This is a genomic window from Cystobacter fuscus, assembly GCF_044360685.1.
GTDB lineage: Bacteria > Myxococcota > Myxococcia > Myxococcales > Myxococcaceae > Cystobacter > Cystobacter fuscus_C.
Genome location: NZ_CP043491.1, coordinates 3,097,070 through 3,118,854, shown reverse-complemented (window position 1 = coordinate 3,118,854; position 21,785 = coordinate 3,097,070). Strand labels below are relative to the sequence as shown.

The 21,785-nt window shown below is 66.5% G+C and carries 20 protein-coding genes; 12 read left to right on the top strand and 8 right to left on the bottom strand.

Annotated elements, in window-relative coordinates:
* Positions 1 to 123: 123 nt before the first annotated feature.
* A complete protein-coding gene (locus F0U63_RS12870; protein ID WP_395846187.1) occupies positions 124 to 372 on the bottom strand; it encodes a hypothetical protein in 249 nt (82 codons plus the stop codon).
* A gap of 414 nt (positions 373 to 786) precedes the next feature.
* Between F0U63_RS12870 and F0U63_RS12865 the strand changes: the two genes are divergently transcribed.
* From F0U63_RS12865 to F0U63_RS12855, 3 genes are read left to right on the top strand one after another with little or no spacing between them, the layout of a single operon-like run.
* On the top strand, positions 787 to 1,056 hold the full coding sequence (locus tag F0U63_RS12865; RefSeq protein ID WP_395846186.1) for a hypothetical protein: 270 nt from the start codon (positions 787 to 789) through the stop codon (positions 1,054 to 1,056).
* 58 nt (positions 1,057 to 1,114) lie between these two features.
* Positions 1,115 to 1,960, top strand: a complete 846-nt coding sequence (locus tag F0U63_RS12860) for a DUF692 family multinuclear iron-containing protein (RefSeq protein ID WP_395846185.1) — start codon at positions 1,115 to 1,117, stop codon at positions 1,958 to 1,960.
* On the top strand, positions 1,957 to 2,700 hold the full coding sequence (locus F0U63_RS12855) for a putative DNA-binding domain-containing protein (protein ID WP_395846184.1): 744 nt from the start codon (positions 1,957 to 1,959) through the stop codon (positions 2,698 to 2,700). The genes F0U63_RS12860 and F0U63_RS12855 overlap by 4 nt, the downstream gene beginning before the upstream one ends.
* Positions 2,701 to 2,734: 34 nt before the next feature.
* Here the strand turns inward: F0U63_RS12855 and F0U63_RS12850 are convergent, their stop codons facing one another.
* The 3 genes from F0U63_RS12850 to F0U63_RS12840 form a co-directional block, all read right to left on the bottom strand.
* Positions 2,735 to 3,514 carry an NrsF family protein gene (locus F0U63_RS12850; protein WP_395846183.1) on the bottom strand — a complete coding sequence of 260 codons (780 nt, stop codon included), beginning with the start codon at positions 3,512 to 3,514 and terminating at the stop codon, positions 2,735 to 2,737.
* Positions 3,511 to 4,116, bottom strand: coding sequence for an RNA polymerase sigma factor (locus tag F0U63_RS12845; RefSeq protein WP_395846182.1), 606 nt, complete (start codon positions 4,114 to 4,116; stop codon positions 3,511 to 3,513). Before F0U63_RS12845 ends, F0U63_RS12850 begins: the two co-directional genes overlap by 4 nt.
* Positions 4,117 to 4,482: 366 nt before the next feature.
* Entirely contained in the window at positions 4,483 to 4,926 is a 444-nt protein-coding gene (locus F0U63_RS12840) for a RidA family protein (RefSeq protein ID WP_395846181.1), read from the bottom strand.
* Between the two features lie 364 nt (positions 4,927 to 5,290).
* On the opposite strand from F0U63_RS12840, the gene F0U63_RS12835 reads away from it, so the two are divergent.
* Together F0U63_RS12835 and hrpA are read left to right on the top strand one after the other, a co-directional pair.
* Positions 5,291 to 5,839 (top strand): hypothetical protein, encoded by a 549-nt coding sequence (locus F0U63_RS12835; protein WP_395846180.1) that lies wholly within the window; start codon positions 5,291 to 5,293, stop codon positions 5,837 to 5,839.
* 222 nt (positions 5,840 to 6,061) lie between these two features.
* Positions 6,062 to 9,772: an ATP-dependent RNA helicase HrpA gene (gene hrpA, locus F0U63_RS12830; protein ID WP_395846179.1), complete on the top strand. Its 3,711-nt coding sequence runs from the start codon at positions 6,062 to 6,064 to the stop codon at positions 9,770 to 9,772.
* A gap of 72 nt (positions 9,773 to 9,844) precedes the next feature.
* Here hrpA and F0U63_RS12825 read toward each other — a convergent pair whose 3' ends face one another.
* Positions 9,845 to 10,543 (bottom strand): TetR/AcrR family transcriptional regulator, encoded by a 699-nt coding sequence (locus tag F0U63_RS12825; protein ID WP_395846178.1) that lies wholly within the window; start codon positions 10,541 to 10,543, stop codon positions 9,845 to 9,847.
* A 943-nt stretch (positions 10,544 to 11,486) separates the two neighbouring features.
* Between F0U63_RS12825 and F0U63_RS12820 the strand changes: the two genes are divergently transcribed.
* The gene (locus tag F0U63_RS12820) at positions 11,487 to 13,202 is read left to right on the top strand and encodes a M28 family peptidase (RefSeq protein WP_395846177.1); all 1,716 of its coding nucleotides are present in this window, start codon (positions 11,487 to 11,489) and stop codon (positions 13,200 to 13,202) included.
* A 375-nt stretch (positions 13,203 to 13,577) separates the two neighbouring features.
* Positions 13,578 to 14,897, top strand: a complete 1,320-nt coding sequence (locus F0U63_RS12815; RefSeq protein ID WP_395846176.1) for a twin-arginine translocation signal domain-containing protein — start codon at positions 13,578 to 13,580, stop codon at positions 14,895 to 14,897.
* A 384-nt stretch (positions 14,898 to 15,281) separates the two neighbouring features.
* Here the strand turns inward: F0U63_RS12815 and F0U63_RS12810 are convergent, their stop codons facing one another.
* Positions 15,282 to 15,758, bottom strand: a complete 477-nt coding sequence (locus tag F0U63_RS12810) for a MarR family winged helix-turn-helix transcriptional regulator (RefSeq protein WP_395846175.1) — start codon at positions 15,756 to 15,758, stop codon at positions 15,282 to 15,284.
* 198 nt (positions 15,759 to 15,956) lie between these two features.
* Between F0U63_RS12810 and F0U63_RS12805 the strand changes: the two genes are divergently transcribed.
* Positions 15,957 to 16,706 carry an SDR family NAD(P)-dependent oxidoreductase gene (locus F0U63_RS12805; protein ID WP_395846174.1) on the top strand — a complete coding sequence of 250 codons (750 nt, stop codon included), beginning with the start codon at positions 15,957 to 15,959 and terminating at the stop codon, positions 16,704 to 16,706.
* A 136-nt stretch (positions 16,707 to 16,842) separates the two neighbouring features.
* Positions 16,843 to 17,460, top strand: a complete 618-nt coding sequence (locus F0U63_RS12800; RefSeq protein ID WP_395846173.1) for a GyrI-like domain-containing protein — start codon at positions 16,843 to 16,845, stop codon at positions 17,458 to 17,460.
* On the opposite strand, the gene F0U63_RS12795 is transcribed toward F0U63_RS12800, so the two are convergent.
* The gene (locus F0U63_RS12795) at positions 17,396 to 17,698 is read right to left on the bottom strand and encodes a LysR family transcriptional regulator (protein WP_395846172.1); all 303 of its coding nucleotides are present in this window, start codon (positions 17,696 to 17,698) and stop codon (positions 17,396 to 17,398) included. The two genes, F0U63_RS12800 and F0U63_RS12795, sit on opposite strands and share 65 nt — an antisense overlap.
* Before the next feature lie 114 nt (positions 17,699 to 17,812).
* On the opposite strand from F0U63_RS12795, the gene F0U63_RS12790 reads away from it, so the two are divergent.
* From F0U63_RS12790 to F0U63_RS12780, 3 genes are all read left to right on the top strand, one after another.
* Complete coding sequence (locus tag F0U63_RS12790; RefSeq protein ID WP_395846171.1) at positions 17,813 to 18,430, top strand: FMN-dependent NADH-azoreductase; 618 nt, start codon at positions 17,813 to 17,815, stop codon at positions 18,428 to 18,430.
* Between the two features lie 100 nt (positions 18,431 to 18,530).
* A complete protein-coding gene (locus F0U63_RS12785; RefSeq protein WP_395846170.1) occupies positions 18,531 to 19,439 on the top strand; it encodes a protocatechuate 3,4-dioxygenase in 909 nt (302 codons plus the stop codon).
* Between the two features lie 149 nt (positions 19,440 to 19,588).
* A complete protein-coding gene (locus F0U63_RS12780) occupies positions 19,589 to 19,939 on the top strand; it encodes a hypothetical protein (protein ID WP_395846169.1) in 351 nt (116 codons plus the stop codon).
* Positions 19,940 to 20,026: 87 nt separating this feature from the next.
* On the opposite strand, the gene F0U63_RS12775 is transcribed toward F0U63_RS12780, so the two are convergent.
* Positions 20,027 to 21,706, bottom strand: coding sequence for a hypothetical protein (locus F0U63_RS12775; RefSeq protein ID WP_395846168.1), 1,680 nt, complete (start codon positions 21,704 to 21,706; stop codon positions 20,027 to 20,029).
* Positions 21,707 to 21,785: the final 79 nt, after the last annotated feature.

The following is a 21,785-nucleotide window of genomic DNA, read 5'->3' as shown; positions in this document are numbered from 1 at the left end:
TCTCATTGGCCCACGAGCCGCCGGAAGTGTCGCGTCAGTTGCGCCTGGTCGTAGAAGCCGACCAATGCGCGAGCTCGGAGGGCCTCCCGCCTGGCGCCGGGCAGGCTCTCTTGAGGCGCTTGCTCAACACCCGCAGGAGAGCTTGCAGAGCGACGCACTGAGAGAACACACATTCGAGTTCCCACACTGCAGCTTCTTCACTTCGCACACCGCCTTGCAGAGGTTACAGGTGGAGCCGCCCTGGGTGGCGTTCGTGGCCCCCCCCGCTCCCCCCGAAGAGGAGCCGGCCATCGCCACCTGCGAGGGGAGGACAAAGGCGCTCGCCACACCCAGCGCCAGCCCGAGCAATCCCACCTTCAGTGTCTTCATCATGTCATGTGCTCCCGTGGAATGGGGACGGTGGTTTCCTTCGCTCCCCGTCTTTCGGGGAAGTACCTACCGATACGGAGTCCCCCATTTTCTGGTTACACCTTCATCTTCTGGTGAGACCGGGGTGGATACTCAGTGGGCGTAGGGTTCAGCCCGCCTTGATCTGGTTCATGACCCAGTCCACGAGTTCGCCTTCGCTCTTGCCCGCCAGCGGGATCGTCGCGAGCGCCTGGCCAGTCACCTGACCCTTGGGGAACGTCTTCAGATTACCGGGGGCGTTGTAGCTCTCGGCGTTTGGATCGCTGCCGACGCGAGTGGCGAGGACGAGCGCCCACGAAAAAAAACAGGGAGGCCTGTAACCGAGAATCCCGCTCGCCCGTCAGATACGGGGACTCACCTCATCCCCGGAGAAATCCCATGAACAAGAAGCTGATCGGCGCCGTGCTCGGAACCCTCGTCATCGCCTCCCCCGCCCTCGCCGAGGCCCCCAAGGCCAAGCCCGCCGCGACCACCAAGGGTAGCGAGAAGTCCTGCAAGGGTGACGCGGCCGCCAAGGGTAGCGAGCACTCCTGCAAGGGTGATGCGACCGCCAAGGGTAGCGAGAAGTCCTGCAAGGGTGACGCGACCGCCAAGGGCTCCGAGAAGTCCTGCAAGGGTGACGCGGCCACCACCAAGGACGCGAAGTAGTTCTGGTTCCAGGGGACCGCGGGCAACCGCGGTCCCCGTCGTGTAGGAAACCCCTCTCATGCCCACCTCCATCCAAGGCATTGGTCTCGGTCTGCGCCGCGCCTACGCGCGAGAGTTGCTCGCGACGGACAGACGAATCGACTGGCTGGAAGTCACACCGGAGAACTGGGTGGGGTTTGGAGGCGAGCGCGCCCGGATCCTCCACGCGTGCGCCGAGCGCTGGCCCCTGGTGTCCCACAGCGTGAGTCTTTCGCTGGGAGGCCCGGATCCACTCGAGGCCCCGTTGCTCGACTCCCTCGAGGCACTTCGCCAGCAGACGGACTTCGCGTGGTGGAGCGATCACCTCTGCTACTCCTCGGCCAACGGAGTGCACTTCCAGGACTTGCTGCCCCTGCCCTTCAGTGAAGAGGCCGTCGAGCACACCGCGAGCCGCATCCGCGAGGCGCAGCAACGGGTGGACGCGCCGCTGCTCGTGGAGAACATCTCCTATTATGCGCACATGCCCGGCGGCGAATTCGACGACGCGACCTTCGTCCGCTCCGTGGTGGAGCGCTCGGGCTGTGGGTTGTTGCTCGACGTCAACAACGTCTATGTGAACGCCGTCAACCACGGCTTCGCGCCCCGCGCCTTCATCGATGCCATGCCCCTGGAGCGCGTGCGTCAGCTGCACCTCGCGGGGCACACGCGGCAGGACGACGGGTTGATCATCGACACGCACATCGGGCCCATCATCGACGAGGTCTGGGAGCTGTACCGCTACACGCTGCGGCGGGCCGGACGGCTCATCCCGACCCTGGTGGAATGGGACCAGGACCTCCCCCCACTGGACGAAGTCCTGGACGAGCTGGAGCGCGCTCGCGCGCATGCCCACGCGGCGCTTGGCATGCCGGAGGACGCACGATGAAGCTGCGCGAGTTCTTCGGCGCCATCACGCCTTTTCTCCAGGGCGAGGCCTCGCACCGGGAGGCGGTCCAGGCCCTCTATGGCGTACCCGAGCAAGCGCGGGTCATGGATGCCCGGCGGCTGGCCCTCTACGGGCGCATGTGCCAACGCCATCGTTTCGAGGTGCTCGAGGGGCTCTACCCGCACTGCGTGCGCGCGGTGCGCGATCGCCAGGGAGAGGAGGGCTGGGCCGCACTCGTGGAGGCGTATTACCGCGCCCACCCCATGCGCGCCGCCGAGCTCAACGCCAATGGTGCCCACCTTCCGGAGTTCCTCACCCACTACGCCCCCGCGAAGGGTCTGCCCGAGTGGCTGCCAGAGCTGGCGGACGTGGAGTGGTGGGAGTGGGAAGTGCTCGTCGCTCCGGATCGCGAGCAGGAGGGGCCACGCCCCTGTCTGGCCTCGACGGTGGACCTGCGGCCCTACCGCCATGATCTGGTGGAATGGATGGACGCCGAGCCCACCGCGCGCGCGGACGCCCCCGAGCCTCGCGCGAGCCTCGTCCTCTTCTGGCGAGATCCCGAGGGAAACTTCCGACGGGGCAATGCCAGCGCCCTCGAGTTGCACGTGCTCAGGGCCGTTCACGCGGGGCAGGGACTCGACGCGACCGCCGCGGAGGCGGGCCTCCCGGTGGAGGACCTGGAAGCCACGCGGGCCGAGCTCATCGCCTCGGGCGTGCTCCTCGGATTCGCGGCCCCCTGACTCGAGCCGACGTCGCCCTCCGAGAAGAGGCGACTCAGGGGGCGTGGCGGGTGGTGCGCAGACGGGCTCGCACCCAGGGGGCGAGCGCGCCCAGCACGAGCCAGGGCCCCACATGGGAGACGGCCAGGTGCCCGGGGCTCCCATCGGGGCAGTGCACGTGCAGGAGGATCAAGCCCACCGCGCCCGCGGCCAGTCCCGCGGCCACCGCCCGGACGGCGTGGAAGGCCATGCGGCGCAGCATGGCCATGGTGGCGACGAGGGGCAGGAGCGAGAAGAGCGCCCCCGTGCGCACGCAGGAGACGCACCCCTCGACAAAGCCCCTGTGGGGGTTGACGAGCCCCGAGCCGCCCAGCACGACCAGCAGCGCCACGCCCACCGCGCCGGTGCCCACCCCGAGCCAGCCCAGGCGCCGCGCGGGTGCCAGCGCCACCCAGAGCGCGCCCCCCATGGACAGCAGCAGGAGGACGGCCAGCCCCACCACCACCCCGAGGGGCGCCGTGTTGCACAGGCGGTCCTTCGCCGCGAAGACGAGCGTCACGAGCGCCATCAAGCCCGTGTACAGGCCCCCGAGCTTCCAGGCGTCGGACGTCCAGGGAGTTGCCTTGGGCTGCGCCGCCAGCGCATCCAGGGCGACGGCTCGCACGGGCTCCAGGTCGGGGGGAGGCCGAGCGGCTCCCGGAACGGGCAGGGACTCCAGCGCGTCGAAGCCCTCGAGCAGGGCCCGGCACTCCGAGCAGCCGTCCGCATGCGCGGCGAGTTCCGGCGAGAGGGGTTGGCCCAGGGCTTCCAGCACGCGCGTGCACTCGGCGCTCATTCCTTCGCCTCCTGTTCGAGGGCGGACAGCAACTCGCGCAGCCGCGCGTAGCCCCGGTGGGCACGGACCTTGACCGCCGACTCCGTCAGCCCCATCGACTCGGCGATCTCCGCGAAGCCCATCCCCTCGAAGCGGTGCAGGACGATGGGGATGCGCTGTCCCTCGGGCAACTGGGCGAGCGCCCGTTGCACGGCGTTCTCCAGGCCCAGGTCCCGGGGGCCGCCGTGCTCCGAGGCGACCTGGGCGGGCAGCTCTCCCTCGTCCGTCAGCTCCTCGGGACGCTTGCGCCGCTGCCAGTCGCGCGCCGCGTTGGTGGCGATGGCGTACAGCCACGGCTTCACCCGCGAGCCCTCTTGGAAGCGCCCGCGCGCCTTCACCAGCGACAGGAACGTCTGCTGGGACAGGTCCTCGGCCGCGGCCACCTGGCCCGTCATCCGCGCCAGGTAGCCGTGGATGGGCCGCGCATAGCGCTGGAAGAGGACGTCGAAGGCCCGTGCATCACCCTGGCAGAAGCGCGCCATCAATTCCTCGTCTGATTCTCCGGCGGAGGATGAAGCAGCCGGAGCATCGGCGGTACGCGCCAGGGGAGACTTGGGTTTCACCGGGCTCGCACTCTACCCCAGACGAGGCAGCAGCGAAGGCAATATCTGGCTGGGGCTCACCCGCCGCAACGACCTGAGCTGGCGCACCACCGAGCTTCTTCGCCTGCCTGGACACCATCCGCGGCGGCGACTGCGCCGATGGCTGTCCCTGGACCCGCGCCCGCGATTCGTTCACTACGCCTTGCGACCTGGCGGCGCTCAGCCGCTCGCTGCGCGGGCTGAGCGCCGAAGACGACGAACACGTGGGCGAGTTCGTCATCGACGGGCTGCTCGTCGCCGCGCGCCAGCTCGCCCATCTGGCACAGGCGTCGCTGGGCGCTTCGGCGTAGCCGGCAACGGCTCGCCGATGCGAGCGCGCGGCCGGGCTCAGCCCTGGACTTCCGCCCTGAATGCAATCTCGATCAGCTGCTCGGGGAAGGCCAAGGCAGACACGCCGATCAGATTGCTGGCAACCTGCGGCACCGCCTGCTTGTAGACCAGCGGCCGCACCTTCGAACTGGCTGCGAAGGCAGACGGAACGTCGAGCACGAACAGCGTTTCTTCCACCACGTCCGCCAGGGTCGCGCCCAGTTCGGCCAGCAGCACCTCGGCATTCTCGTAGGTGCGCTTCATCTGCGCTTCCATGGTCGAGAAGTCCGCGGGCTTGCCGTCCGCGCCCAGCGCTGCCGGAGCGACGAGCTCGCCCCGCGGGGTGTGCGAAAGCTGGCCGGAGACGTAGATGGTGTTGTTCACGCGTACGGCCTGCACGTAGCCATACGCCTTTTCCCAAGGAACCCCGAAGCTGGCGGTCTTTCGATTCGAGTTGCTCATGATGTGGCCCTCTGAGTGGAAACCGGATTCTGAACGACCCCACCGCCGGCAGCACCCCCCATCCGAGGGAGCCTCGCACTCCTCCGACGAGGCATCGCGGCATGCACCGGGCCAGGGCGGCGATGCGCGCCCGCCTCGACTTTAGTGGCTCTCCCGCGGTTCGTGTGCGTCCCCCGGCAGTCGGTCACACGCCCCGGGATGGACCCCTCCCCGCGCGGAAAATAAAACCGAAAAATCCCCAGGTAAGGATCTTCCCGGATCCCGTCCTTTCAACAACGCGGCGGCCAGACCAGCCGGTGGAACGAACCACCGGTACGGGTGGCCGCCGCGGGTGCGGTGCTTTCACTCGGAAAGGACAATCATCATGAAGAAGCAAGTGGCGTTCCTGTTGACCTCCCTGTCGTTGCTCACCTCTGCTTGCGGCGTCGAGCAGCCCGCGGACAACGAAGCCCACCAGTTGTTGGATCAGGCCTCCGCGGACGAGAGCTTCCGCGCCACGGTCTCCTGGCTGGCGAAGGCCAAGGACATCCAGGTGGACCTCGGCCAGGGCGTCGTGGAGCACAAGGAAGGCGCGACCCGCCTCACCTTCGCGCTGCCGAGCGAGGAGGTCTCCGGGCTCTCCTTCGAGGTCCGCCCGGATGGCTCGACGCGTGTGTACACCCATGAGCGCCTGAACGAGGAGCCCGAGGACCGCTCGGCGCAGGCGGCCTGCGGCCGGTACGTCAGCTCGGACTCGTGCACGACCGGGCCCTACAGCACGGGCGAGTACTGCGCCAACAACGCGCCGCTGTACTCCTACACCGACTATACGCGCGAGACCTACCAGTACGGCCGCAAGGTCTTCTACAAGCAGAGCTGGAAGAGCTGCCAGTGGACGGCGCAGTCCACCACCTGTACGAACACCTGCAGCTGATTCCCGGGCGGCGGGCTCACCGCGGCGGCATCGGCATGCGCGCCGCGGTGGTACCCGCTCGAGCAGGGCCCATGAATCCACGCACTTCCCGCCTGGCACGCGTTCCGTCAGCCGGCGGGAACGAGCCCGAGCAGTGCGCCCGGCCGGTAGAGAGGCCGCGCGGCCCCTTGGGGTACATTCGTCAGGGGCGAAGCGTGCGCATCAGTGATAGGCCATGCCGCCATGTCCGGCGACTCACCCCTCCCCGCCCCCGGCGGCCTGCCCACCCTGCACTTCCCCCCCGAGCTCCCCATCTCGAGCCGGGTGGAGGACATCACCGCGGCCATCACCGCCCATCAGGTGGTCATTGTCGCGGGGGCCACCGGCTCGGGGAAGACGACGCAGCTGCCCAAAGTCCTGCTCGCCATGGGGCGCGGCCGCCCGAGCCAGATTGGCGTCACCCAGCCCCGGCGTATCGCCGCGACGAGCGTGGCGGCGCGCGTGGCACGCGAGCTCGGCACGGAGCTGGGCACGGACGTCGGCTACCAGATTCGCTTCGAGGACCGCTCGTCCCGGCGGACGGCCGTGAAGTTCATGACCGACGGGGTCCTGCTCGCGCAGATTCACGGCGACCCGCTCCTGAGCCGCTACGACACGATCGTGCTCGACGAGGCCCACGAGCGCAGCCTCACCATCGACTTCCTGCTGGGGTGGCTCAAGCGCCTCCTCCCCAGGCGCCCCGACCTCAAGGTGGTGGTGAGCTCGGCCACCATCGAGACCGAGCGCTTCTCGCGGTTCTTCGGGGGGGCTCCGGTCATCCAGGTGGAGGGCCGGACCTTTCCGGTGGACGTGCTCTACGAGCCTCCCCCCGAGGACGCCGAGCTCGCCGACTCCGTCGCCGATGCGGTGGCGGACGTGCTCTCGCTCGACCCGGACGGGGACGTCCTCGTCTTCCTCCCCGGGGAGCGGGAAATCCGCGAGGCCGAGAATGCCCTGAACGCGCGCGAGCTGCGCGGCACGGTGGTGCAGCCCCTGTATGCGCGCCTGTCGGCCGCCGAGCAGTCGCGCGTCTTCGCCACCATCCCCCAGCGCCGGGTCATCCTCGCCACCAACGTCGCGGAGACGTCGGTCACCATCCCGGGGATCGTGTACGTCGTGGACACGGGGGTGGCGCGCCTGTCGCGCTACGACCCACGCTCGGGCACCACGCGCCTGCACATCGAGCCGGTCTCCCAGGCCAGCGCCGACCAGCGCAAGGGGCGCTGCGGACGCGTGCGCGAGGGAATCTGCGTGCGCCTCTACGACGAGGCGAGCTTCACCACGCGGCCCGCCTTCACCGACCCGGAAATCAAGCGCACCGGGCTCGCGGGGGTCATCCTGCGGATGAAGTCCCTCGGCCTCGGTGACGTCGAGGACTTCCCCTTCCTCGACCCGCCCCAGCCGAGGGCCATCGCCGAGGGCTGGCGGGTGCTCGAGGAGCTCGGGGCCATCGAGGGCAAGGAGCGCACCTTGACGCCGCTCGGGCACCAGCTCGCGCGCTTCCCGGTGGACCCGCGCATCGCGCGGATGATTCTCGCCGGCGCCGAGTACGGGTGCCTGGACGAGGTGCTCATCGTCGCCGCGGCGCTCAACCTGCAGGACCCGCGCGAGCGGCCACGGGAGCTCGCGCAGAAGGCGGACGAGCTGCACCGGCGCTTCCGTGACGAGCACTCGGACTTCACGGGGCTCCTCAAGCTGTGGGATTTCGTGCGCGAGGCCGAGGGCCGGGGGACATCCCATCTGCGGCGCGTGTGCCGGGACAACTTCCTGTCCTTCCTGCGGGTGCGCGAGTGGCGGGACGTCCAGCGCCAGCTCGAGGAGACCGTCCGCGAGCTGCGCCTGCCGCGCAAGGGCCGGGGCGCCCCGGCGCGCGGGGACGCCCTGCACCAGGCGCTCCTCACCGGGCTCCTGTCCCGCATCGGCCAGTGGAATCCGGAGCAGCGCCACTACACGGGCGCGAAGCAGACGCGCTTCATGGTTCACCCCTCGTCGGCGCTCGCGAAGAAGCCTCCGGCCTGGGTGATGGCGTTCGAGCTCGTGGAGACGTCCCAGCTGTTCGCGCGCACCGTGGCGAAGCTCGACCCGGAGTGGCTCGCGGCGGCGGCCCCCCACCTGCTCAAGCGCAGCTACTCCGAACCGCACTGGTCGGAGAAGTCCGCGCGCGCCGTGGTGAAGGAGAACGCGACCCTCTTCGGGCTTCAAGTCTTCAAGGAGCGCCCCGTGTCCCTGGCCAGCATGGACCCCGAGCGGGCACGGCTGATGTTCCTCGAGCATGCCCTGGTGCGCGGCGAGTACCGCACCCGGGGGGCGTTCCAGGAGAAGAACCGCCAGGTGCTCGAGCGCGTGGCGCGCCTGCGGGACAAGGCCCGGCGCAGCGAGCTGCTCGACAGCGAGGCGCTGCTGACGTTCTTCGACCAGTGCGTCCCGGCGGACGTGACGGATGGGGCGAGCTTCGAGGCCTGGCGCCGCAAGGCCGAGGCGGCCGACCCCGAAGTGCTCGTCCTCTCGATGGAGGATGCCCTCTCGCACGACCCGGGCCTGTCCCCGGCGCACTACCCGGACGCCATCACCCTGCACGGCACGTCCGTGCCGGTGACGTACACCTTCGACCCCGCGGCCGAGGACGACGGCATCACCCTGAGCGTGCCGCTGCTGCTGCTCGCCCAGTTGGTCCCGGGTGAGCTCGACTGGACCATCCCCGGGTGGCAGCGGGAGAAACTCACCGCCCTGCTCGAGCAGCTCCCCCGCGCCCAGCGCAAGCAACTGGGGCCGGTGCCGGAGCTGGTCGACCGTCTCGAGAAGGAACTCGTGCCCTTCCGCGGGCCGATGATTCCAGCGCTCGCGCGTGCGGTGTCCCGGCTGTGCGGCGTGGACGTGCCCGAGGAGTCCCTCCGGGCGGATGCCGTGGCGCCGTACCTGCGCATCACGCTCCGGGTGCTCGACGAGCGGGGAAAGGAGCTCGCGCGGAGCCGCGACGCCGACGCGCTGCTCGAGCAGTACGGGGGACATGCACGGGCGGCGCTGCGCAGCGCGGCACCGACTTCGGACTGGGAGCGCAAGGGGCTGACGGCCTGGACCTTCGGCGAGCTGCCCCCCATGGTCACCCGGCGGGTCGGCGCACTCGAGATCCGCAGCTACCCCGCGCTCGTCGACCGGGGCACTGCCGTGGACCTGGTGCTGCTCGAGACCTCCTCCGCCGCCGACGCGGCCACGCGCACGGGGGTCCGCCGGCTCCTGATGCTCGCCGCGCGCGGACACGTGGCCGTCAGCGCCGCGCGCATGCCGCCGCCCTTCCCGTCCCTGGACGGCGCGCCGCCCGCGCGGGGCCAGGCCGACGCCTTCCGGGCGCTCGTCCTCGCACGCGGCGTCGACGATGCGTTCAAGCTCGCACCGGGTGCGCCGCTGCCCCGCACGAAGGCGGCCTTCGAGGCGCTGGTCCGTGAGGGCTCACCGCGCATCGAGAGTGCGGCCCGGGACTGGGCGAACGCCGTCGTTGCCACCTCCTCGGAGCTCGCCGCGACACTCACCGCACTCAAGGCAGCATCGAAGGGGCCGAGCGGCGCGGCGGCCGTGCGGGATATCCGCTCGCAGCTCGGGCACCTGTTCCCCGCGAACCTCATCGAGTGGATTCCCTTCGCGCGCTTGCTGAACTACCCGCGCTACCTCCGCGCGGCCCAGGCACGGCTGTCACGTGCGGTGGCGAACCCCGGCAAGGACGCAGGGAAGGCCGCGCCCTTCACCCCCCTGTGGGAGACCTTCCTCGCCAGGTGCGCCACCATGCGTAACCAGGAGGCGGCACAGGAGCTGCGGTGGGTCTTCGAGGAGCTCCGCGTGGCCATCTTCGCTCCGGAGGTGACGACGCCCGTGTCGGTGACGGTGGCGAAGGTCGACGCGGCTCTCGCGGCGCTGCGCTAGAAGCGAGCGGCTGCGCGGCCGAGACGAGCGCATCGGCATCCTCGAGGTTTCGGTTCATGTGCGCTGCCAGCGTCAGGTCGTGCGTGTGCGGCGACGCCGGGAGCGTTCGCGGGGCGGGCACTGCTGGACGGGCGCTGGGCGACGTACTCCAAGGTAGCCGGTCACCAGCGCGCGGAGCTCACGTTCGAAGCGCGGGCTGTCGAGCAGCTCCGGGCGGAAGAGCAGCGTGTGGTCGGTGAGCGCGTCGAGCGAGGTCACCAGGATGTGCGCCGTCAGTGACGGGTCGACGACGTCGAGTTCGTCGCGTCGCGCCGACAACCATTCGGCCAGCGCGTCGGCGAGTCGGCGGTTGACGCGATCGAAGAGCTCAAGTGTGCCCTGGCGAGGCAGCTCGACGAGCACAGCCCGGTAGAGCGGCGCGTCGCGCCGTGAGATGTCGAGCGCGACACGCACGAGCGTCGCGATCCCCTCGTCGACCGACGCGTCGTGAAGCGACGTGCCCAGCTCGATCCAGTGCGCCGTCATCTCGTCGGCGATCCGCTCGACCAGCGCGAGCAGCAGCGCCTCCTTGTTCGGGAAGTACTGATACAGGCTGCCCACGCTCACCCCCGCGGCGCGCGCGATCCGGTTGGTGGTCAGCGCCTGCCAGCCTTCGCGGAGCAAAATGCGAGTTGTCGCTTGAATCAGTACGTCGACCAGCGCCTTGCTGCGGGCCTGCGAGGGTTGCTTTCGGGCGCCATTCTTCCTGGAACTTCTGAGCGTTGCGCGCATCGTCACCTTCCTGCACACGGCCCCTCGAACGCGAGCCCGCCGCGAGTTTTGAATGCGAGCATTCTTTCATAATCTCCATCGCATGAGCCAGCGTGAGCGCCTCACCACACTCGATGCCCCGCGGGGCTTCTGCCTGCTCGGCATCCTCGTGATGAACGTCCAGTCATTCGCGATGCCCCTCGCGGCCTATCTGAATCCCACCGTGTTTGGAGCGCTCGACGGCGTCGACGGTCTTGCCTGGTCGCTCGGTCTGCTTGGCCGCGACGGTGGAGGAGCCAAGGAATCAGAGGACGGCGCGGGTGGAGTGGGCCGGGCTGCTCCGCAGGACGTTCGCACTGGACGTGTTCGCCTGTGCGCGGTGTGGAGGCAGGCGAAAGGTGCTGGCGGATGTGACGTCCCCCGCCGGGGTGCGCTCGATAGGAGAGCAGCTGGGACTGCCCACGCAGGCGCTGAAGCGGGCCCCGGCCCGGGGACCACCCCAGCGGGCGTGGTGCTCAACCTGGCGCAGCCGCTGTCCACACGCCCCAACTGCCTGCCACTCTGCTCGAGCGAGGGCGGCCAGGGCAGGGGTGTGCCCCAAGGGGTTGTACCGTCCCGTGTACCCGGCGCGGCGCGCGGCCTTGCTGGCCTCGGCAGCGGCCCTTCTCGGCCCCTCCGCGCCAGCCCTCACCCTCAACATGGCTTCTATCCCGCCTATACGCGAAAGCCATGGTGTGGTTGTTCGGCTTCCTGCCGGCCTTGCTTGTGGTCCTATCTATCGTTCCTCTTATGGCGCCCAGCCTCAGGCCGCTCCCTGCGCTGGCGTGAAGGTGGGATTCCGCACACTCGTCAGCCCCGCGTGGGTCCGTCCCAACGATTATCGGAAACCAGGCGCGAGATTCCAAGGGGTTTCCATATTTGCGCATGACATAACAAGCGTTGTCCTGCCTACATGACAAATGTTATGCGCCTGCGTAAAGGCGGTTTTTCGCAGGACAGTGGCAAACGCCGGAGGGCCGACGGCGGAATGACGTGCGAAATTGGTGTCGACAGATGGGCCTTTCAACCCACGTACGTGCACGAGTTATGTCTGTGCAACTCGCTGTCCACCATCATCAAGGCGCGGCAGCTTGCGAGCCGCGCTCATCCATTGACTACCAACGGAGAAAGCATGAAATCTACGATCAGGAGGTCGTTCGCATTAGGCGGTGCCTGGGTCGCGGCAGTCACCATGTCGGCTGCCCTCCTCGTCGCGTGCGGCGCGGTGCCGCACGCGCCCGCTGCTCGCGCGACCATGTCAAACAATCAGGAAATCTTTCGCTTCATTGAGGACATCACCGCGTTCGGCCTGCGCCGCTCCGGGACCGAGTCCAGTATCAAGACAACCGACTACATCGCCGCGAAGTTCAAGGAGTTTGGACTTCAGAAGGTAACAATCCGGAAAGGAGACACCCTTCAATGGGACGCCCAGACATGGGGCCTGAAAGTGGCAGGCACCACGATTCCATCCTTCTACATGCGCCACAGTTTCTCCACAGGCGGAGAAGGAAAGTTTTCCACGGGTCCCGGCGGGCTCAATGCTGAGTTTGTCTACGTCGGCGATCTTAAGGACTTGTCAGGCATCGACGTCAAAGGAAAATTCGTCGTGGCGGACGTCGTGCTGAGCAATTTGGATTTGGCGAAGTACACCGGCGCAGCGAAGTTGGTGTATGACCCCGACAAGACGCTCTTCGGCGAAACGCGGCTGGATCCGTTCTCGCCAAATAACTTCCCCTTCAACTTCGCTTCGGCCGTTGAAGGCGGCGCGGTCGGCTTCATCGGCATTCTGTCTAATTACTTCGAGAGCAACCAGTTCTACAACGAGGATGTCGGCTACCTGGTCGATGACGACTTCATGCTGAGTCTTCCCGGTCTGTGGGTGAACCATCGGGACGGGGCGGTGCTCAAGAAGATCCTGACGCAAACGCCCAACGCGACCGGAAAACTGGTGCTCGAAGGTGAAACCAAGACGGTCCAATACCGAACCGTCATAGGCCATCTGCCTGGCAAGACCGCGGAGACGCTGATGGTTCAATCACACCACGATTCCGGATTCATGGGCGCGGTGGAGGATGCCAGTGGCGTTGCGGAAGTGCTTGCTCTTGCAAAGTACTATGGTAGTCAACCTGCCGGTACTCGCCAGCGCGGGATGATGTTCGCGGTCATGGACACGCATTTCACTGACTATGCGGCGCATGACGACATCGCTTTGAACTACATCGTTCGAGGCGGCATAGACGTGGTGGCCAACGTCACGGTGGAGCACGTCGCACGAGAAATGGTCGTGAAGAACGGTCAACAGGTGATGACCGGACAGGTCGACCCGCGGTTGTTCCTCACTTCCCCATCGCTGCTGGATCTCATGAGCGAAAAGGTAAAGAAGCACGACTTCCGCCGCAGCGTCGTCGTGTCCACGGAGTTGTTTACCGCCGATTCGGGCCTGCCCACTGACGTCGGCACGATCCACAGGCATCTGCACTTCCCTGTCATCAGCATCCTCTCCGCACCGGCATACCTGTACGACGCGGTCGACACGCTCGACAAGGTGGCGCAGGACCAGTTACAACCGACGGCCATCCTGGCGGCTGATCTGCTGGATAGCCTCGACACCATCCCGAGAGACAAGCTCGGTCGCGACTAGCTTTGTACCCGGGCGCAGGTAGACCTCACCAACAGAACGCGTGTTACCTCTTTGACATCACGATTGTTCTGTTGAGCAATCTCATCCGAAATGGCATGAAGCGTAAGCGCTCGCGCTGCCTGTTCAGTCGCCCGGGCGATCCAGGAAGGCAGTACGTCCAACTCGTACGTGATCGGCCAGAAGCTGGTCAACGAATGCGCTCCCTCATCTAACGGCTCCGAGGGCGAGTGGACTCAACCCGCCTTGCGGTGGTTGGGCAAAGCCGGACACGAACCGGCTTTGCCCGAATTGCTCGCGCCGCTACGGCACCTTGACACCGTACCGCGCGAGAAGCTTGGTCGCGACGAGTAATTCACCTCTTAACCGGAGATAGTCATGGAGAATCAGAGCTTAAAAAGCCGGCGTGAATTTCTCAGAATGTCCGGGACGGCGGCGCTTGCTGGCGCGGCAGGCAGCTTGCTATTCGGCTGTGCCAGTAAATCTACTCCTGTTTCTAGCCAACTCGCACCATTGCCAATAGCCGCCAAGGCCGGAGGTAAGAACGTGCGCACCGTTCGAGGGCTGATGGCTGCGGAACACCTGGGAATCACAGACATGCACGAGCATGTACTGCGAGACAAAATCATGGGTACCGCAGAAGCACTGATGACGTTCGACGCCGAGACCCTGAAGAAGCTGGCACCACTTTCCGACCCGGATGAGGTCCCGGAACGCTTCTTCCCGGAGAAAGGCAACCCCATATCCCTGCAAAACAGATACTACCTGACGCATTACTACGCCAACGCCAAAGACCAGTTCCTGCTCGACGAAAAGATGATGCTCGGAGAGCTCCGTGACTACGCCGCGTTGGGAGGCAAGTCCATTCTGGACTGCAGTCCAACCTACGAGCGCGGCACGCCTACAACGGTACGCAGGATGTCGGCGGAGACCGGGGTCAACATCATCATGAGTACAGGAATCAATTCCAACATGATGCTGCCGGCGAAATTCAAGAAGATGAACGTCAAAGAACTGACGAACTTCTTCGAAAAGGAAATATTCGTCGGAATCGACGACACCGATGTTTGCTGCGGCAACATCAAGCTGCTGGCCGATAGTATCCACTATGGAACAAAAGCAACGGAGGATCAGCCGCTTCTACATGGTTTGGAAGCAGCCGCCAGTGTGTGTCGTAACTCTGGTGTCCCGGTCACCGTGCACGCCTTCATGCTCGGAGACAAGACCTTCGAAGAGTTCTTGGAGATAGCAATCAAGTTCGGCATGCCCAAGGACAAGATGGTTCTGTCGCACTTTTCCAGCAACTTGTTCCCATTGATGTACAAGACTCTCATGAAGAATCCCGAATTATTCGCGCCCAAGTTCGACATGGGGTACTGGGCGATGGATCGGGGCTTCGTGCTGTCGTTCGACCTGTTCGGCGCTGGTGCTGCATGGGCCGAAACGCGAGAGGGAATGGTTCCCGAATACGATCCTATCTCCCTCGCCGCCATTTACCAGTATGTGAAGGCTGGCTACGGCGACCGGCTAGTCATAGGAACCGATCTTTGGATGCGCAGCCAAAGCCGAAAAAACGGCGGGGCAGGCATTGCTCACATGCTCAACTTCGTAGTCCCGATGCTCCTTGAGAATGGCCTTACCCAGAAAGAAGTGGATCAGATTCTGATTCACACCCCAGCGCGACTGCTTGCGTGCTGATGTAAGCGGCCACCCCTCACGAGGGGTGGCTTGCTAGATCTGGGGAAGGTGTCAAAGGACTCGTACAGCTATTACTTCGTTACGTCCAGGTGCATCCAGGGACGGCTGCTGCTGCGCCCCAGCGCGGAGGTGAACGAGGTGGTAGTGGGGAGGTTGGTGGACTGGAGTGGAGGATTCTGGGAGCGGCGCTACTCAGCGGAGCCAGTGCTGGACGACACGGCGCTAGTGGAGCGGTTGCACTACGTCCTGGCCCATGGGGTGAAAGAGGGCCTGGTGGAGAGAAGTGCCGAGTGGCCGGGACTCACGTGTCTACCGCAACTGCTGGGGCAGGCTCAGAGTCCAGGAAAAAGGGTGAGCGCGCCACCTCGACGGGGCGCGTCGACGTCATTCCTCGAGGTCGGACTCCCGCCCGTCCTTCTTGTCGATGTTGTCGAGAACCGCCTCCGCCACATCGGCCAGGACGTCCAGTTGCCGTGGGCTGAGCACGTCGAAGAACACCTCCCGGATGTCCTGAAGGTGGCGCGGGGCCGCGGCCTGGATGATCTCGCGCCCCGCCTCGGTGAGAGCGACCACGCTCCCGCGGCTATCGTCTTGGCAGGCCTGCCGCTCGATGAGGCCGCGGGTGGCCATTCGCGACACCTGATGGATGAGCCGCGTTTTCTCCCAGCGCAGCAGATCGCGCAGCTCGAACACTCGGAGCCGGCCGTCGGGTTGTTGGAAGAGCCCGAACAAGACCGCGAAATCGGCCCAGGAGAGCCCGCTGTCCTGCATGAGCTGTCGGCTGATGTGACGGCGCAGGTCGTCCTGCATCCTGAGCAGCCCCGACCATGCGCGTCGCTCACGTTCGTCAAGCTCCTTCATTCAGGTTGCCCTCCACTGTTGCCGCGCCCACGCGCATGAGCGCCTCGAGATTCACGATACGCGGGCCCCACCGATGGCGACGGGCCTCCGATGCCTCGCGAGCTGCGCGAACCACGCCGTGCACTTTTGACAAGCGGATACGAGTGACAAAGCATATAACCAGGAGGGTGACATATCACCTATCAGAAAGGAAACACCATGGGAAAGGTAGAAGGGCGCACGGCCATCGTCACGGGCGGAGGCAAGGGGATGGGCGCGGCCACGGTGCGCCTCCTCGCCGCGGAGGGCGCCAACGTGATCGCGGCCGATGTCGACATCGCGAGCGCCGAGAAGCTCGCCAGCGAACTCGGCCCGAAGGTGACCGCCGCCACTCTCGACGTCAGGTCGCCGGAGTCCTGGTCAGCCGTGGTCGACGGCGCCGAACGGCGCTTCGGTACGGTCGACATCCTCGTCAACAACGCCGGGATCGCCGACCCTGGCGAGCTGAAGGACTGGGATCTCGCACGGATGCAGCGGATGCTGGACGTCAACCTCATCGGTGTGTTCAACGGTGTTCAGGCCGTCGCACCGGGAATGCGGAAGCTCAAGCGGGGTTCGATCGTCAACATCGGCTCGGTGGGCGGATTCCAGGGCATCCCGCGGATGTCCGGCTACGTCGTCGCCAAATGGGGCGTCCGCGGACTCACGAAGACCGCGGCGCTGGAACTCGGCCCCTACGGGATTCGCGTCAACGCGGTGCACCCCGGGCAGACCAGGACGCCCATGACCGCCGACGTCGTGTTCGACACCAGCGGCATCGCCCTCGGCCGTGTCGGTGAGCCCGAGGACATCGCGCGCGCCGTGCTCTTCTTCGCTTCCGACGACTCCAGTTTCGTCACCGGTGCGGAGCTCGCCGTCGACGGCGGTCAGCTCGCGGGCCCGGCTGACTACTCAGGGCTGCCCAGGTAGTGGACGCTCTGCCCATGAGGTGCACACCCATCGTTCCCGGCCTGGGGCCGGCGTCTACTCGAGGCCGACGATGAAGCGATCGAGCTCCACCTCGTCGGCCTCGTCGAGCAAGCCGTCGGCATCGCGAGGCTCCGACATGTCCGAGCAGAAGATCGATTTCAAGAAGACGCTCGATTCCTATCAGGCGAAGCGCGGTGTCTACCGGATCGTCGACGTTCCACCGACGCAGTACCTCATGGTGGACGGTCACGGAGACCCGAACACCGCACAGCAGTACACCGACGCGATCTCCGCGCTATACCCGGTCGCGTACAAACTCAAATTCGCGAGCAAGCAGCAGCTCGGGCGCGACTACGTTGTGATGCCGCTCGAAGCGCTGTGGTGGTCAGACGACATGGCATCTTTCACCTCCTCGCGCGACAAGTCCAAGTGGGACTGGACCGCGATGATCATGGTGCCGGACTGGATCACGCCCGAGATGTTCGACGCCGCTGTCGCCAAGGTCGCCGCTGGAGATCGGCCGGCGAGCCTCGACAAGGTGCGTCTCGAAACACTCGACGAGGGGCGATGCGTACAGACGTTGCACGTCGGCGCGTTCGACGATGAGGCGCCGGTGCTCGAGAAGATGCATCACGAGTTCATCCCGGGTGAGGGGCTCACGATGACCGGCAAGCACCACGAGATCTACCTCAGCGACTTCCGCAAGGTCGAGCCGGCGAAGCTGCGCACGATCCTGAGGCAGCCGGTCGCGTAGGGGTCGGCGGCATCCGCCCGTCAGCCGTGGGCGAGCTGCCGCAGCCAGACCACAACGCCAGCCCGAGGGACAGCATCGGCCTACAGTAGCCGTCCCACTGTTGCTCCTCGAGCGTCGCCACGGTCTGGCTGCTCGCCGATTGCACCCGGCTGAGGTGGCGGCCGGCCGCGGAAAAGCTGCCCGTGTCGGCGATCGTCACGAGGACGCGCAGTTGATCCAGGGAGGGGTTGCTCAGCATGGTCCATCATCCACGCCGATGGAGATCATCATGATTTAATCACTCCCGCTAGGGAGAGGCGGCGCGTAGCTTCATGCCGTCCTTCCGCATTGCCCCCCTCGCAGGAGAACCCTCATGCCCAAGCTTCTTGTCGTCGAAACCAGCCCGCGCGGCGACCATTCGATTTCACGCCACATGACCCGCCGCTTCGTCTCCCAATGGCGGGCCGCGCATCCGGGCGGCGAAGTGCTCGTGCGGGATCTCCAGGAGACCGAGCTCCCGTTCGTCACCGCGCCCTGGCTCCAGGCCTATTTCACGCCGCCCGAGCAGCACTCACCGGCGATGAAGGAAGCGCTCCGGCTGTCGGACACGCTCGTCGCGGAGTTGCTTGGCGCCGACCACCTCGTCATCGCCACGCCGGTCTACAACTACAACGTGCCGGCGGCCTTGAAGGCGTGGGTGGATCACATCGTGCGCAAGGGATTGACGCTGGGCCACGACGGGCAGGGCCTCGTCACGGGCAAGCGGGCGACGGTCCTGCTCGCCTCGGGCGGTGTGTATACCGAAGGGTCGCCGATCCGGGAGCGCGACATCGCGACGCGGTATCTGCACCTGATCCTGAACGTGATTGGCATCACCGACGTGACGATCGTCGCGGGCGGGGGCGCGAAGGGGGTCGACATGGGCAAGGAGACGATGGACGGGTTCCTGGCCAGGCTTGAGCCCGACATCGCGCGTGCCGCGTCGAACTGACGCGGCCTCCCTCCTTCCCGAGGGGACGAACAGAGCATGTGGTCTTGATGTCTCGTCTGGCATTGAGCAAGACCATGTCAGACTTCACTGGAGGTTTCCGATGAGCACGATGACGAAGAGAATGACGCGCCGGGGGCTGCTCGGCGCGATGGGCATGGCCATGGTGGTGGCGCCCCTTCCCCGACTCCTGGCATGGGCGAAGCCCTCCCTGAAACGGGGGAGCGGGGGCTGGGCCACCGGAGGTACCGCCGCGATGACCGGGGCCGGCTCCTACCCCAATCCCTTCTCCTTGCCGCGAGGAGAGGTGTGCGCGCTGACGTGCGAGCAGGTCGTGGGCCCCTGCTATGGGAGCACACGGGTGCGCAAGGACATCAGCGAGGGGCAGGCGGGACTGCCCGTGCGGCTCGCGTTCCAGGTCCTGGATGAGGCCTGTCAGCCGGTGCCAGGTGTCAGCGTGGACATCTGGCATGCCGGACCCAAGGGGACGTACTCGGGCGAGGATCAGCATGCGATCTGCAACGCGGAGGACAAGCAGGCGCGTGCCGCGCATTGGTTCCGCGGAGTGCAGACGACCAACGAGGAGGGCCGGGTGGATTTCAATACGTGCTTTCCTGGCTGGTACCCGACCCGGGCCGTGCACATCCACTTCACCCTCAAGGTCGCGGGCACCGAGAGCGTGACCTCCCAGCTCTATTTCGAGGACTCGCTCAACGACGACATCCTGGGCACCCAGGCGCTCTACAACACGCGCGGCGCACGCGACACGCGCAACGCCGACGACAAGGTGACGGCACCCGACAGGAAGAAGGACTTCCTGCTGCAGACCCGGAAGATGCCGGATGGTGCGCTGCTGGCCTGGAAGACATTCATCGTCCGCTCCTCGACCGGCACTCCCCTGTGCAATGCCAACAGCGAGTACATCCGGGCGATGCTCCAGTCGGGAGTCGACCCCGCGAACCCGAACACCTTTCCCGCCGGCGTGCTCCCACCGGCGGGGCACGGACGCTAGACCCGCGCGAGCGCGGGATCCGGCAGCTCCACCTGGAAGGTAGCGCCTCCGACCGGCGTGTCCTCCACGGAGCTCCGGCCTCGCCGGTCGGCTGGCGGGGGAGCACCCGTTGGGGAGCGTGCACCGGCTCGTGTAGACTCCGCTCCACGATGTCCGAGAACACCACGGAAGAACTGGCCGGAGACGCCGACTCCGAGAAGCAGGACCCGAAGCAGCGTGTGCTGGTGCATCGGGTGCTGTTGGGCGTGGTCCTCCTGTTGGCGGGGATCGCTTCGTTCCCGATGTTCCGGTCCTCGGGCGGCGCCACGATCGACCTGAATGGGGTGGGCTTGGCGCTTATGTGGTGCAGCGTCGCGGCGTACGTGGGAATCTCCAGCCTCGGCCTCCGCCGCGAGAGCATGTCCGGCCTCCTCAAGATGCACGGACTGGCGTTGGTGCTCGCGGTCCCCGCGGGGATCGTCCTGATCTTTCTGAAGGTCTTTCTGCTGGGCGCGTTCTAAGTAGGTGACCAAAAGTTCCTTTACACAAAGGGCTCATTCCCAGAGGGGAATGGGCCCTGTAGGTGTCGAAAACTTCTGGCGACATACTCAGGGCTGGGGCGTCGCCAGGTCGGGCAGCATGGGCACGCGGCGCGCGCCGGGGCCGTTGGGCGTGGCGGCGCTGTTGTTCGTCACCCGCCGCAGCAGCGAGCGCAGCTTCGCCGCGTCCTTGCGGAGGTTGGCCGCGAAGGTCGAGGGCGCCGTCGGCTCCACGTAGAAGGTCACCGCCCCCACTGTCGCGTCCGTCACGTAGGCGCCGTGGTCTTGGAGCGCCTGCGCCACCATCTTCCCGTCCGCCGTCAGCCCCTGCGCGTTGATGTCCACGGAGGGCGGAATGGCGAAGTACGCCCCCATGGGGACGTTGCCCTTGTAGTTCCACTCGCTGTTCCAGTCCTGCTCGGTGGCGGGCCAGACGTAGCCCTTCGCGGTGCCGTAGCCCTTGGAGTCGTAGCCGCTGGATCCGCCGCTGTAATAGAGCTGCGCGCGGTCCACCGCCAGGGCGATGGCGTGCTGAATCTTCCCCGTGTACTTCGGGTGCGTGGGCGTCGTCTCCCACGCACGGATGAGACCACCCACCGCGGCGCCGCCGTAGGCGCGCACGCCGTTCTGCGGACCCAGGCCACTGCCGTAGAGGTCAATCTTGTGGTGGCGCCCCACGGTGTACGCCGTGGTCGACTGGCGCGTGGTGGCCCAGGCCTCGTCGATGTACGTCCGCGAGGGGTTGACCACGTGCATGTGCTTGTCGCTGCCGTTGGCGATGGTCGCGGTGGCGGGCACGTTGTAGGTGCCGTTGCGCGACGAGTCGTTGGAGTCCGACACCGTCGCCCACGGGTCGGTGGTGGACGCGAAGCTGATGGGGTGCGAGTACTCGTTCCAGTTGGCCCAGGCGTTGATGGTCCGGTTGTCGAACCAGGTGGCGAGGAAGTCGCGCGTCGCCGGGTCCGTGGTGCTCGCGTACACCGCTTCCTGGCCGATGGGCAGGTTCCACACCGAGTTCGAGGTGAAGGGCTGCAGCGTGGCGTCACGCGTGCCCTGCGTGTAGACCTTGAACTCGTCGAAGCGCGCGAGGTTGTCCTGGCTCGCGAGCAGGCCGACGCGGGTGGCGTACTGGTGCGAGGCGTCGTTGACTCCGCCCTTGTGCACGCCGTTGATGTACACGTCGATGCGGGTGCCGGACGCGCGCACCTCGAGCACGTCCCCCGCGACGGGCGCCTGCTCAATCTGCAGCGGGAAGTACTGCGTGTAGCCCTCGTACTTCGTGAGGAAGTACTTCCCCGCGCCGAGGTCCGTCGCCAGCTTCCAGCAGTTGCCGCGGTCGACGTGGCGGAAGGTGAGGCCGGAGAACTCGCCCAGCGCGGCCAGCGTCACCATCACCCGGACGTTCGCGCTGCCGGGCACCGTGGCGTAGTGGTCCATCCAGGTGCCGTCGTCCTTGGAGAGGTACGCGCGGCCCGACATGATGCCCCAGGCGCTGCCCCAATAGGGATTCGGGGTCCACGCGTGCACGCCCTGCTCAAGGCTGTACAGGCGGGAGTCGTGGTTGGCCCGAGTGAACGAGTCATACAGGTTGGCGTCCGAGGCGCCCTGCTCCTGGGTCACCACGGGCGCCCCCCGCGTGTCGTCCAGGGGCGGCTCGCCACAAGCCGACCCCAGCCACAGCATGGGGAACAACGCCGGGAGGAGGACGGCACGCGCCGCCCGCTGAGTACGTCCAGAAGTGCTCTTCATCGCTTCTCCTTGTTGCCACGACTGGGAACTCCAGTGCGGCCGACAAGAGTACAGGCGAAGAGTGTAATTCAGGAAATAT

Excerpts from the sequence above, each read along its gene's own strand:
- F0U63_RS12790 (WP_395846171.1), top strand. The coding sequence starts at position 17,813 with ATGCCCAAGCTTCTTGTCGTCGAAACCAGCCCGCGCGGCGACCATTCG.
- F0U63_RS12825 (WP_395846178.1), bottom strand. The coding sequence starts at position 10,543 with ATGCGCGCAACGCTCAGAAGTTCCAGGAAGAATGGCGCCCGAAAGCAA.
- F0U63_RS12835 (WP_395846180.1), top strand. The coding sequence starts at position 5,291 with ATGAAGAAGCAAGTGGCGTTCCTGTTGACCTCCCTGTCGTTGCTCACC.
- F0U63_RS12780 (WP_395846169.1), top strand. The coding sequence starts at position 19,589 with ATGTCCGAGAACACCACGGAAGAACTGGCCGGAGACGCCGACTCCGAG.
- F0U63_RS12800 (WP_395846173.1), top strand. The coding sequence starts at position 16,843 with ATGTCCGAGCAGAAGATCGATTTCAAGAAGACGCTCGATTCCTATCAG.
- F0U63_RS12860 (WP_395846185.1), top strand. The coding sequence starts at position 1,115 with ATGCCCACCTCCATCCAAGGCATTGGTCTCGGTCTGCGCCGCGCCTAC.
- F0U63_RS12870 (WP_395846187.1), bottom strand. The coding sequence starts at position 372 with ATGATGAAGACACTGAAGGTGGGATTGCTCGGGCTGGCGCTGGGTGTG.
- F0U63_RS12815 (WP_395846176.1), top strand. The coding sequence starts at position 13,578 with ATGGAGAATCAGAGCTTAAAAAGCCGGCGTGAATTTCTCAGAATGTCC.
- F0U63_RS12805 (WP_395846174.1), top strand. The coding sequence starts at position 15,957 with ATGGGAAAGGTAGAAGGGCGCACGGCCATCGTCACGGGCGGAGGCAAG.
- F0U63_RS12775 (WP_395846168.1), bottom strand. The coding sequence starts at position 21,706 with ATGAAGAGCACTTCTGGACGTACTCAGCGGGCGGCGCGTGCCGTCCTC.
- hrpA (WP_395846179.1), top strand. The coding sequence starts at position 6,062 with ATGTCCGGCGACTCACCCCTCCCCGCCCCCGGCGGCCTGCCCACCCTG.
- F0U63_RS12820 (WP_395846177.1), top strand. The coding sequence starts at position 11,487 with ATGCGCCTGCGTAAAGGCGGTTTTTCGCAGGACAGTGGCAAACGCCGG.
- F0U63_RS12810 (WP_395846175.1), bottom strand. The coding sequence starts at position 15,758 with ATGAAGGAGCTTGACGAACGTGAGCGACGCGCATGGTCGGGGCTGCTC.
- F0U63_RS12785 (WP_395846170.1), top strand. The coding sequence starts at position 18,531 with ATGAGCACGATGACGAAGAGAATGACGCGCCGGGGGCTGCTCGGCGCG.
- F0U63_RS12865 (WP_395846186.1), top strand. The coding sequence starts at position 787 with ATGAACAAGAAGCTGATCGGCGCCGTGCTCGGAACCCTCGTCATCGCC.
- F0U63_RS12855 (WP_395846184.1), top strand. The coding sequence starts at position 1,957 with ATGAAGCTGCGCGAGTTCTTCGGCGCCATCACGCCTTTTCTCCAGGGC.
- F0U63_RS12795 (WP_395846172.1), bottom strand. The coding sequence starts at position 17,698 with ATGCTGAGCAACCCCTCCCTGGATCAACTGCGCGTCCTCGTGACGATC.
- F0U63_RS12840 (WP_395846181.1), bottom strand. The coding sequence starts at position 4,926 with ATGAGCAACTCGAATCGAAAGACCGCCAGCTTCGGGGTTCCTTGGGAA.
- F0U63_RS12850 (WP_395846183.1), bottom strand. The coding sequence starts at position 3,514 with ATGAGCGCCGAGTGCACGCGCGTGCTGGAAGCCCTGGGCCAACCCCTC.